Here is an 11,861-nt window from a genome sequence, read left to right as displayed (position 1 = left end):
GCCGGGCAGCGCCTCCGCTGCCCTGACCCTGTACGTCACCACCGCTGTGGGAGATGACCGGATGGACGGCTCGGACACTCGAATTCTTTCGGTCGGTACGGCCCTGCCCGGACCGCTCCTCGACAATGCCGCGCTCGCCCGGCGGTTCGGCATGGACGAGATCTGGGAGCAATGGATCGAGGCCTTCATCGGCGCGAGCACCCGGCATCTCGCCGTCGACCTGGAGAGCGGGGAGGTGGTCTCCTCCCTCACGGAACTGGGTGAGGCCGCCGCCCGCCGGGCGCTGGAGAACGCCGGTCTCGAGCCGGGCGACATCGATGTGATGGTGCTCGGGACGGCCATGCCCGACCAGTTGATGCCGACGACGGTGAACATGATCGCGGACCGGCTCGGGATCGACGGGGTGCCGACGTACCAGCTCCAGTCGGGTTGCACGGGCGCGGTCCAGGCGATGGATCTGGGCCGGCAGATGCTGCTCACCCCGGGGCGGCGGCACGCGCTGGTCATCGGCGGCGAGGTGTGCGCCAAGCACTACGACCTGTCCGTCGACGTCAAGAAGATGGCACCGGACGAATTGGTGAACCTGCTGCTGTTCGGGGACGCGGCCGGTGCCGCGGTGCTGACCACGGACGAGGTGCCGGAGAGCCTCGTGGTGCGCAGGCTGCTGAACCGGCTCACGGGCCTCGGGCGTCCGCCGGGACAGACGGTGGACTGGTTCGGGCTGATCGACCGGGATTCCGCCCGGCAGGCGGTGAGCGAGGACTACAAGGCCATCGAGGAGTCCGTGCCGGTGATGTCGGCGGAGATCCTGCACGAGCTCCTCGACGACCTGGGCTGGTCCGGGACCGACGTCGACTACCTGCTGCCGCCGCAGCTGTCGGTGAAGATGACCAGCCGGATCGTCGAGGAGCTGAACGTGCCGGGCGCGGAGGAGATCAGCTGCGTGTCGGAGATCTCCAACACCGGCAACGCGCTGCCGTTCTTCCAGCTGGAACAACTCATGCCGCAGATGGCCGAGGGCGACCGTGCCATCGGCATCGCGGTGGAGTCGAGCAAGTGGATCAAGGCCGGTTACGCCCTGGAGAAGGTCTGAGAGGTCGGCTCCCATGACGACGACAGCCATTCCCGAAGGCACGGACGCCTTCGCCGCACTGCGGAAGCTCGGCGCCGCCGACCGGCTCGTCGACGAGCTTCCGCGGGCGCTCGCACTGGTGGCCTCGGTGAGCGAGGACGAACTGCCGCGGGCCGGCCGTCTGCTCGCCGGACTCGACGACGACCAGGTGCGGCGGTCCCATCCCGAACTGCCGGCCGTGCGGATCGCGGTCACCGGGCACGGCACACTCAACGCGCTGCTGCCCGCACTGGTCGCCGAGTCGGCGCGGCACGGGCTGTGGGCCCGGCCGAAGCTGTCCGACTTCGACAGTTACGTCTTCGACCTGTCGGATCCGTCGAGCGAGCTGTACGCCTGCGATCCCGATCTCGCGCTGTGTGTGCTGGACGCCCGGGTCGTCCTCGACAAGCTGCCGAACCCGTGGAGCGTGCAGGACCTGTCCGACGTCCTGGACGCGGAACTCCGGCTGCTGGAGAATCTGGCGGCGCGGTTCGGCGCCACGGCGCGCGGCACGCTCGTGATGAACACGCTGCCCCTGCCGCACGCGCTCACCGCCCAGTTGGTCGACCTTCGGTCACGGGCGCGGGCTGGTGCGCTGTGGCGGGAGGCGAACGCGCGGCTGCTGCGTCTGGTGGACGCTCATCCGCAGCTCGTCGTCCTGGATCTGGAGACCGTGAACGACGCCGTGCGGGAGCGGGCGACGGCCGCGGACACCCGGCTGAGTCTGTACGCGAAGGCGCATCTGTCGCCCGAGACGCTGAGCTCGTACGCGCGGGAGGTCGGCCATCTGGCCCGCATGATCACGGGCCGGCTGCGCAAGTGCCTCGTCCTGGACCTGGACAACACGGTGTGGGGCGGCGTGCTGGGCGACGACGGGCCGGAGGGCATCGAGGTCGCCGACACCTATCGCGGCGAGGCGTTCCGCGCGTTCCAGCGGCTGGCGCGGCAGATCGCGTCGCAGGGCGTGCTGCTGGCCGCGGTGAGCAAGAACGACCTGGAGCCGGTGCGGGAGGTGCTGCGCGGCCACCCCGGGATGACACTGCGTGAGGAGGACTTCGTGCGGGTCGTCGCCAACTGGCGTCCCAAGCACGAGAACCTGCGCGAGCTCGCGGCCGATCTCAACATCGGTGTCGACAGTTTCGTCTTCGTGGACGACAGCCCCTACGAGCGCGGCCTGGTCCGCCGGGAGCTGCCCGAGGTCGCGGTCGTCGACGTCGACGAGGAGCCGGCTCTGCACGGCGAGCGGCTGCTGCGGGACGGCTGGTTCACCGTGCGGGAGCTGACCGGTGAGGACCGCAAGCGCCCGGAGCGGTACCGCGAGGAGCTGGTGCGCCGGGACTTCCTCAACGACTTCGACTCCCTCGGCGACTATCTGCGTGAGCTGGGGGTCACCGTGCGGCTCGCCGCTGTCGAGGAGCGGGACGTGCCCCGGATCTCGCAGATCACGTTGCGCACCAACCAGTTCAACATGACGGGCCGCCGTCTCCAGCCGGAGGACGTGCGTGCGTGGTGCGCGGACCCGGCGCGGCTGCCGCTGGCGGTGCAGGCGTCCGACCGGTTCGGCGACAACGGCATCGTGGGCGCGGTCTTCCTGCGTTTCGAGGACGGCGCCGCGGTGCTGGACAACTTCCTGCTCAGCTGCCGGGTGTTCTCGCGGGGTATCGAGCAGAGCTGCCTGTCGGCGGTGCTGCGGTACGCCAAGGCCCGCGGTGCGCGCGAGGTGACCGGGAGCTACGCGCGTACGGCGAAGAACGGCAAGGTGGCGGACTTCTACGAGCGTGCGGGCTTCGTGCCGCTCGACGCCGGTCCGGACGGGGCGACGTTCCGTCACGACCTCGCCGTGATCGCCGACCCGCCGGAGCACGTGGCTCTCACCGAGCACTTCGGCGACCACCGTCAAGACAACGAGGGAGTCAACTGATGCGGAGTGTGGACGAGTTCGTGTCACTGGTCAGCGTCGAGCTGGGCATTCCGGTGACGAGGGAGACCGTCGGCGCCCCGTTCGACGCGCTGCCGAAATGGGACTCGGTACATCTGCTGTCCCTGCTGGTGCTGATCGAGCGGGAGACGCAGCGGCGGATCGCCGTTTCGGACGCCCTGGAGTCGACGAGTCTGCTGGATCTGTACGAGCTGGCGGTCACCCCGTGATCCCCCCGGTCCTGGCGCCTCCGGGTGTCTGCACCGCCGGCCCGGTCGCGCCGAGCGCCGGTGACACCGCGGTGGTGGAGCTGAGCCCGTATCTGACGGTACGGCCCGGGGCGGGTGCCCGGCTGCGGCTGTTCTGTCTGCACCACGCCGGTGGTGCCGCGTCCTGGTTCCGCGGCTGGCAGGCGCAGTTGGGGCCGGACGTGGAGGTCCTGCCGGTGCAGTTGCCGGGCCGCGAGCGGCGGGTGCAGGAGCCGCGGGTACGGGACATGGACGTGCTCGTCCGCGAGCTCGACCGGGCGCTGGACCCGTATCTGTCGGGGAGTGACGCGCCGTACGCGCTGTACGGGCACAGTATGGGCGCCCTCGTCGCCTACCGGCTGGCGCGGCACCGTGCCGCCGAGGGCCGCTCGACGCCGGTGACGCTGCTGGCGGGCGCTCATCCGGCGCCGCAGCGGCCGCAGCGGCTGCGGGAGGTGCCGGACGTGTCCGAGGGCGAGCTCGTGGAGTGGCTGGTGGGCATCGGCGGGCTCTCCCGGCAGATGCTGTGCCACTCCGAGTGGCTGCGGTGGGCGTTGTCGCTGGTGCGGGACGACCTGGCGCTGTGCGCGAGCCACGACCCCGGGGACGTGGACCGGCTGGCGCTCCCGCTGCACGTGTTCGCCGGCCACGACGACCCCCTCGTCACCCCCGAGGACGCGGGGGCCTGGGCCGAGCTGACGTCGGTGTCCTGCGACGTCCACCCGATCCCGGGCGGTCACTTCTTCCCGCGTGACGCGGGCATGGACGACTTCTTCGACCGTCTGTCGGGCGTCCTGAGCCTCTGGGCGCCTGTTCACCCCTGTTCTCTTTCCGGAAGGACCTCTCCATGAACGCGAAGACGCCGATCGTCCCGGACCCGCCGGCCGCGCCGGACCGTACGGTGGTGATCGCCGGCGGGGGTCCGACCGGCATGATGCTCGCGCACGAACTGGGGCTCGCCGGTGTGCCGGCGATCGTCCTGGAGCGTGAGCCCGTGATAGGTGACCACTCGCACAACCTGGGTGTGCATCCGCGGGCCGTCGAGGCCTTCGAGCAGCGGGGTCTGCTGGCGGAGTTCGGCAGCGAGTTCGAGTCGTGGCCGAGGCTGCACTTCTCGATGCTGTGGCTGGACGTGCCCCGGTCCGGTGACGACTTCACCGTGATCATCGAGCAGCGTCTTCAGCAGGAGGTCCTGACCCGGCGTGCCGCCGAGCTGGGTGTGGAGGTGCGGCGCGGGCACGAGGTCGTGGGCGTGGAGCAGCGCGACGGCGGTGTCACGGTGACGGTGCGCTCGGGCGGCGAGGGCGGCCCGACCTATGCGATCGAGTGCCGCTACCTGGTCGGCGCGGACGGCCCGCTCAGCACGACGCGGGAGCTGGCCGGGTTCGACTGCGAGGAGAGTCCGCTGTCGTACTACGGCATCTTCGGTGACGTGGTGCTGCCGGAGGGCTCCGAGGCGGGCTTCGTCACGGACGTAAACAGCCGCGGCATCTTCTGCATCTGGCCGTTCCAGGAGAACGTCATCCGGGTCATGTCGATCGAGTTCGACGCGCGGCCCGACGATCCCTCGACGCCGGTGACACTGGAGGAGCTGACCAGCAGCATCCGCCGTGTCACCGGCGAGGAGATGAAGTTCCACGAGCTGCGCTGGGCGCACCGGTACGGCGGTACGACCCTGCACGCGCGCGACTACCGCAAGGGCAACGTCTTCCTGGCCGGGGACGCCGCGCACCGGCACTTCGTGCACGCCAACCACGGCCACAACACCGGCATCCACGACGCTGTGAACCTCGGCTGGAAGCTCGGCGCCGACCTCAACGGCTGGGCTCCGCAGGGGCTGCTCGACAGTTACAGCGCCGAGCGGCACCCGGTGGGCGAGCGCGCGTGCGGGCACGGTCAGGCGCAGCTGGAGATCATGCAGAGCATGGAGCGCTCGCCGGGGCTGCGCCGGCTGATCGGCGAGCTGATCGAACTGGACGACGCCAACCGGCATTTCGTGACCCGGGTGACGGACGTCCGGTACCCGCTGGGGTCGGCGGACGCGGTCGGCGCGGACCACCCGCTGCTGGGTGGCCGGGTCCCCGGGGCCCTGCTGAAGGCGGACGGGGAGGACGCGCACCCCCTGCACGTGGCGCGCGGTGTCCTGTTCGACCTGACGTCGGGCGGGGACTCCGCGGCGGCTTCGGTGGCCGCGGACTGGCGCGGGCGGGTGTCCGTCGTGGCGGCCGGGCCCGTGGAGGGTGTCTCCGCGACGGCTCTGCTGGTGCGACCCGACGGGTTCGTGGCGTGGGCCGGCGTCGACGACGTTGTCGACGGTCTGAGCGATGCCCTGACCAGGTGGTTCGGGCTGCCCGGCTGAGTGGTGGTCGCCGCCGGCCGGCAGGGTGGGGTCACAGCCTCGCCCCGCCGGCCAGCAGGGCGGTGTCGGTGAGTACGGCCTGGTGCACGTCGCGCAGGGACTGGCAGGGCTCGAGCCCCAGTTCGCTGCGGAGGGTGTCCCGGGCCTTCTGGTAGACGGCGAGTGCCTCGGCCCTGCGGTCCGAGCGGTACAGGGCGATCATCAGGTAGCGGTACAGGGCCTCGCGCAGCGGGTAGTCGGCGACCAGGGAGTAGAGCCGACCGATGACTTCGCGGTGGCGTTCGAGCTCGATGCTGGACTCGACGAGCAGCTCGATGCACTCCAAGCGGACTTCGTTGAGCCGGGCCGCGTAGCCGTAGATGATCGGGCCGTCGCACAGGTCCAGCAGAGCCGGCCCGCGCCACAGGGCGAGAGCCCGGTTCAGGACGTCGACGGCCTCGGTGTGCCATCCCTCACGGGCGCGGCGCCGCCCCAGCTCGACGAGCTGCTGGAATTCCCGGGCGTCGAATTCGTCTCCGGCCAGGCTGAGCATGTAGCCCTGCGGTGTGGTGACGATCGGGTTGCTGTCGGGCCGCGATTTCTTGAGGGTTTTGCGAAGCTGGGATATATAGACGTGGAGCGCGGCGCTGGCCCGCCGGGGTGCCTTGTTTCCCCACAGCTCGGAGATTAACCGGCCGGACGGCACGGTTTCGTTGAAACTCGCAAGCAGTGCCGTGAGCAGGGTCTCCACTTTGCGGGCTCCGATGGTGACCACGCGCCCCTCGTCGACGATGCGGAGTGTCCCCAGGATCTCGTAGCGCATTCCATTCCCCCATCTTGAGATCTTCAGGTGCTCAGTCGTGCGTCTTATTGTCGCCAAGCGCGCACGTGTGAGCCAACCCCACCCCTCCCCCTACAAACCCCTGAAGAACCCCTGAGGCAAGGTTGCGCCAAGGTTTCCAGTTCATCAACAAAGGCAAAGCCCCGGTATCTTCTGCGGATACCAGGGCTCCGATGTGACGCCGGCCGGATTATGGGCGCCTCAGGCAACCTGATTCACGGGAATCCTGAGCTGCGGCGGAAGATCCTGTCGGCGCGCGATGTTGAGTTTCCGATAGACGCGCGTCAGATGCTGTTCAACCGTGCTTATCGTGACGTGCAATTGCGTGGCGATCTCTCGATTGGTGTGACCGAATGCGGCGAGCGCGGCGACACGCCGTTCGGACTCGCTGAGCTTCGACTGGGCGTCGTTCTCGCCCTCGAAGCGCACGCTGGGGCCGCGGAGCTGTTCGGAGAGTTCCTCGGCTCCGCACTCCTGTGCCAGCCGGCCGGCGCGTTGCAGGACGGACTCGCTGAGGCTCCGGTCACCCGTACTGCGGTGGGCCTGGCCCAGGTCGGCGAGCGCCCTGGCCAGTTCGTAGACGTTGCCGGACTTCTGCAGCTCCCCCACGGCGCGGGTGAGCAGCCGGCGTCGCATGGGCGGCTCGGCGGTCGAGGCGCGCAGGCGCAGGGTCATGCCCCGGGTGAGGGCGTTGCTGACCTCGACGCCGGAGGCCTGTTCGGTGATGAGGTGCTCGGCCTCGTTGTCCTCGCCGAGTCGCAGCCAGGCTTCGGCGGCGTCGATCCGCCAGGGGATCAGCCCCGGTTTGTCGATGCCCCAGGCGGCCGTGCGGCGCCCGACGCACAGGAAGTCGTCGAGGGCCGCCTGGGCGTGTCCGATGGCGAGGAGGTAGCGGCCGCGTGCGCGCAGGTAGCCGAGTCCGTCGACGGTGCGGTGGACGCGTTCGGGCAGGCGGCGGCTGAGGTGCCGGGCCGCCTCCTCGTAGTGTCCGGTCGCCGTGGCCGCGAGGACGCGGCTGGCGACGGGCCCGGCCACGAAGACGCTGTCGGTGCCCAGGGGAACATCGGCGAGGGCGTCGGCCGCCTTGTCGTCGGCTTCGGCGAACCGGCCCTGGAGCAGCAGGACCTCGGCGTGGACGGCGTTCACGGCGGCCCGCCAGCCCGGGGCCCGGCGCCAGTCGGCCTCCTCGCTCAGGGTCTCGCACCAGCGGGCCGCCGCGTCGGTGCGGTCGGCGAAGGCGAAGGCCTTGACGGCGTTCAGCATGCCGGGCAGCCCCATGTCGCTGATGTGGGACCGGGCGCTGAGGGAGCTGCCGGCCACCCGGGGTGCCGGCCCGTCTCCGGTCCCCCACCCCGGCATGGTCCACAGGGCGGTCGTGACCAGCAGCGCGGGTTCGGCGGCGCCGTGCGCGAGGCTGACCCACAGCTCCCGCTCGGCCTCGTCCAGGGCGACGGTGGGCCGCGAACCCCGCTGGGGGCGACGCCAGGGGGAGCGGTGCGCCCGCTCCACGACGGGCGTCTCCCGGTCCTCCCTGGGTAGCGCGTGGCCCCTGGTCACGGCCGCGCCCAACTGCCGCACGGTGCAGGCGCTCTCGACGACGTATCCCCGGGCGCGCGCCATCCGGGCCAGGCTTTCCAGGGACAGTGCCGGCAGTTCGTGCCGGTGCGCGGCGGCGAGCGCCTGGTTGAGGAGCGGTTCGGCCGCCGTGGGGTCGAGGCGGTGGAGCACTTCGGCGAGCCGGATCTGTATCTCGGCGCGCCGCGCTTCCTCGTCGCACCGGTCCAGCGCGGCTTCCAGGTAACGGACGGCCTTCTCGGCGAGGTCCCCGCCGAGCGTGCTCTCCGCGGCTTCCACCAGCACCTGCAAGCCCCACGCGTGCCCGTCGTCACCGCAGGCCACGAGGTGCTCCGCGACCACCGCGACGGCCTCGCCCTCGTCCCGCAGGAGCTCCGCGGCCCGCCCGTGCAGCATGGCCGGCCGCTCGGCCGGGAATGCCTCGCGGACGGCTCTCTCGACGGCGGGGTGCCGGAAGGAGGTGCCGGTGACGAGGCCGGCGGCGCGCAGGCAGGCGACGCTCTGTTCGGCGGTGTGCCGGTCCATCTCCAGCAGCCGGCTGATGCGGGGAACGGAGACGGAAGGTCCCAGTACGGCGAAGGCGGCGGCCGTGTCGGCGATGTGGGGGCCGCTCACCGCGAGGCAGGCGTGCACCGCCTGGGCGAAGGGGCCTCCCCTGCGTAATCGTAAGGGGCTGTCGATGCGCTCCGCGGCGCTCTCCCTGCGGCACTCCTCGATAGCGGCGCGCACCAGAAGGGGGTTCCCGCCGCTCAGCGTGCACAGTTCGTCCACGGCACGGCTCGACGCCTGTGCGGCGGGGTGGTCACCCACCAGGCGCAGCACGCCGACCCGGCTCAGGCGGCCCACCGACAGCCGGACGAAGGCCGGCTGGCGCAGCAACTCGGCCTCGAACAGGCTGTCCTGCGGCTTCTGGTGCAGGGGGATCGTCAGCAGGAACGAGAGTCGCGAGCCGCGTGAGCGGCGCAGCAGGTACTTGAGGAAGTGCAAGGAGACTTCGTCGACGTGATGGAGGTCGTCCACGGCGATGACGACGGGCCGGGACTTGGCGAGTTCGCACAGGGAGAGGAAGACACTGTGCATCAGCTGCGGCCAGCGCACATCGTCGACGTGGAATTCCTGGGGGCCGTCCATCGCGTATTCCGTGGCCGCGTGCACCAGTTCCCGGAGTCGGCCACCGGCCTCGTCGGGAATACCCACGTCCTCCAGCAACTGACGCATTATGCCGAAGGGGAGCCTGCGCTCCTCGTACGATCCGGTGGCCTCCAGTACGAGCGCATCACGACCAAGGGCTTCTTCCACGCCCTTGTGCAACAATTGGCTTTTCCCGCACCCCACGGGTCCCTCGATGAGTACGACCGCGTTTCGGGTACGCCGTTCCGAGTCGACGAACACCTCCGCCAAGGTACGTACTTCGGCGTCGCGTTCGATGAACCTCATGAACACCCCTCCGCGATACGAGTCCGTGGACACGTCCACGACGGCACCCGGTGCCCCGGAACGTCCTAGGCAACGTACCACGAGAATCTGTCAGAGGCTGACAACTCTTGGATATGGCGACCGCCGGGACAGGGGTGACCAGTCACAGCATGTGAGGAATTCGGAATTCCACCCTCCTGATGTCCCGTCGGGCTTCCGCTCCCGCAAGCGCGCGTCACCCATCGGCTTTAGGCCCCGCCAAGGCACTCTTTGGCCCCCCGGCGGACCCTGCTCACGTCGGTCGACGTACCTGTCGAGCCAAGATCGCCGCACTCGAACGCGGCAGCCAAGGACCCCTCAGACCAAGGGCGGTTGAGCGTGAACTCCAGTGTGCCCGGATTCCCCGCGACCTCTGCCGAAGAGGCGAAGCGAGACCCGCGTCTGCGAGCGATCGCCGTCATCGGCATGTCGTGCCGACTGCCACAGGCGCGCGGCCTGGACGCTTACTGGCAGTTGCTGCGCTCCGGGACGAACGCCGTCACGGAGACCCCGTCCACCCGTTGGGACGCCGAGGCACTCCATGACAGTGAGTTCACCACCCCGGGCAAGGTGACCACCCGGTTTGGGGGCTATCTCGACGACGCCGACGTCCGCGGGTTCGACGCGGCCTTCTTCGGCATCAGCCCTCGCGAGGCCCAGGCGATGGACCCTCAGCAGCGCATGCTGCTCGAACTGGCCTGGGAAGCGCTGGAGAACGCCCGGGTCGTCCCCGCGAGCCTCGATGCCACCGCGACGGGCGTCTTCGTGGGCTCCATGTGGGACGACTACACCACCCTCCTGCGCGACAGCGGACTGGAGGCCATCACCCGCCACAGCCTCATCGGCACCCAGCGCAGCGTCCTCGCCAACCGCATCTCCTACCACCTCGGTCTGACCGGCCCCAGCCTCACCGTCGACAGCGGCCAGTCCTCCAGCCTCGTCGCCGTCCACCTTGCCGTGGAGAGCCTGCGCCGCGGCGAGTCGTCCCTCGCCATCGCGGCGGGCATCACCCTCAACCTCGTTCCCGAGAGCACCGTGACGGCGGGCAAACTCGGAGGGCTCTCCCCCGACGGCCGCTGCTACACCTTCGACTCCCGCGCCAACGGCTACATACGCGGCGAGGGGTGCGGCGTGATCGTCCTCAAGCCCCTGGCCCAGGCGCTGGCCGACGGTGACCCGATCCATTGTGTGATCCGCGGCAGCGCCGTCAACAACGACGGGGGCGGCGCGAGCATCGCGACGCCGCGTGCCGACGCCCAGGAGCGCGTCATCCGACTCGCCTACGCCGACGCGCAGGTGCCCACCGACCAGGTGCAGTACGTGGAACTCCACGGCACCGGAACCCCCGTGGGCGACCCGGTCGAGGCGGCGGCCCTCGGCGCCACCCTCGGCAGCGAGCGCGACGGGGACGACCCCCTGTACGTCGGCTCCGTCAAGACCAACATCGGTCACCTGGAGAGCGCCGCCGGTATCGCCGGGCTGATCAAGACGGCACTCAGCATCAAGCACCGCACCCTCCCGCCCAGCCTCAACTACGAGTCGCCCAATCCGAACATCCCCCTGGACGAGCTGCGGCTGCGGGTCCGGACCGAAACCGGTGCCTGGCCGCATCCCGAGCGATCGTTGATCGCCGGTGTGTCGTCGTGGGGCATGGGCGGCACGAACGCTCACGTGATCCTGGAGCAGGCGCCGGCCGAGGAGCCGGCGGGTGAGGCGGCGGAGCGGGGGGTTTCGGGTCTGCCGGTGGTGTGGCCGGTGTCGGCGAAGACACCGGGTGCGCTGCGGGAGCAGGCCGAACGCCTGGCCGCCTACGTGCGTCGGGCCGGGGACGCGGTGGATGTGGCTGGGGTGGCTCACACGCTGGTTCACGGGCGTACCGGTTTCGAGGAGCGGGCGGCCGTGGTGGGTGAGTCGGCCGGGGATCTGCTGGCGGGGCTGGAGGCGCTGGCCGCCGACCGCCCGCACCCGGCCCTGGTCACCGGCGCCGCAACGGCCGGCACCGGCAGGGGTGGGAGGACGGTGTTCGTCTTTCCCGGGCAGGGCTCGCAGTGGGCGGGCATGGGCGCCGACCTCTACCACCGCTCACCCGTCTTCGCCGAACACCTCACCGCCTGCGCACGGGCCCTGGCCCCCCACACCGACTTCGACCTCATCGACGTCATCCTGCACAGGGAGGGCGCGCCCGGTCTGGAACGGGTGGACGTGATCCAGCCGGTGCTGTGGGCGATGATGGTCAGCCTCGCCCGCCTCTGGCAGCACCACGGCATCCAGCCCGACGCGGTCATCGGACACTCCCAGGGCGAGATCGCCGCCGCCCACATCGCCGGCGCCCTCACCCTGGAGGACGCCGCCCTCATCGTCGCCCGCCGCGCGAA

The 11,861-nt window shown here is 70.5% G+C and carries 8 protein-coding genes; 6 read left to right on the top strand and 2 right to left on the bottom strand.

Going from position 1 to position 11,861, the window contains the following annotated elements; translation table 11 throughout:
* Window positions 1-61 precede the first annotated feature (61 nt).
* From ACFWJB_RS33635 to ACFWJB_RS33615, 5 genes are read left to right on the top strand one after another with little or no spacing between them, the layout of a single operon-like run.
* Entirely contained in the window at window positions 62-1,093 is a 1,032-nt protein-coding gene (locus tag ACFWJB_RS33635; protein ID WP_386927017.1) for a 3-oxoacyl-ACP synthase III family protein, read from the top strand.
* A gap of 13 nt (window positions 1,094-1,106) precedes the next feature.
* A complete protein-coding gene (locus ACFWJB_RS33630) occupies window positions 1,107-3,032 on the top strand; it encodes an HAD-IIIC family phosphatase (RefSeq protein ID WP_386927015.1) in 1,926 nt (641 codons plus the stop codon).
* Entirely contained in the window at window positions 3,032-3,259 is a 228-nt protein-coding gene (locus tag ACFWJB_RS33625; protein ID WP_386927013.1) for an acyl carrier protein, read from the top strand. Before ACFWJB_RS33630 ends, ACFWJB_RS33625 begins: the two co-directional genes overlap by 1 nt.
* Window positions 3,256-4,128 carry a thioesterase II family protein gene (locus ACFWJB_RS33620; protein ID WP_386927011.1) on the top strand — a complete coding sequence of 291 codons (873 nt, stop codon included), beginning with the start codon at window positions 3,256-3,258 and terminating at the stop codon, window positions 4,126-4,128. The genes ACFWJB_RS33625 and ACFWJB_RS33620 overlap by 4 nt, the downstream gene beginning before the upstream one ends.
* Window positions 4,125-5,636 (top strand): FAD-dependent monooxygenase, encoded by a 1,512-nt coding sequence (locus ACFWJB_RS33615; protein ID WP_386927009.1) that lies wholly within the window; start codon window positions 4,125-4,127, stop codon window positions 5,634-5,636. Before ACFWJB_RS33620 ends, ACFWJB_RS33615 begins: the two co-directional genes overlap by 4 nt.
* Before the next feature lie 31 nt (window positions 5,637-5,667).
* On the opposite strand, the gene ACFWJB_RS33610 is transcribed toward ACFWJB_RS33615, so the two are convergent.
* Together ACFWJB_RS33610 and ACFWJB_RS33605 are read right to left on the bottom strand one after the other, a co-directional pair.
* Window positions 5,668-6,438, bottom strand: a complete 771-nt coding sequence (locus ACFWJB_RS33610) for a BTAD domain-containing putative transcriptional regulator (protein ID WP_386927007.1) — start codon at window positions 6,436-6,438, stop codon at window positions 5,668-5,670.
* Between the two features lie 219 nt (window positions 6,439-6,657).
* Window positions 6,658-9,468 (bottom strand): AAA family ATPase, encoded by a 2,811-nt coding sequence (locus ACFWJB_RS33605; RefSeq protein WP_386927005.1) that lies wholly within the window; start codon window positions 9,466-9,468, stop codon window positions 6,658-6,660.
* Between the two features lie 444 nt (window positions 9,469-9,912).
* Between ACFWJB_RS33605 and ACFWJB_RS33600 the strand changes: the two genes are divergently transcribed.
* The coding region (locus tag ACFWJB_RS33600) for a type I polyketide synthase (protein ID WP_386927003.1) at window positions 9,913-11,861 on the top strand (1,949 nt) is incomplete at its 3' end.

This window comes from Streptomyces sp. NPDC127100 (assembly GCF_042724095.1).
Taxonomy (GTDB): Bacteria; Actinomycetota; Actinomycetes; order Streptomycetales; family Streptomycetaceae; genus Streptomyces.
This window is presented reverse-complemented; position numbering and strand designations above follow the sequence as displayed.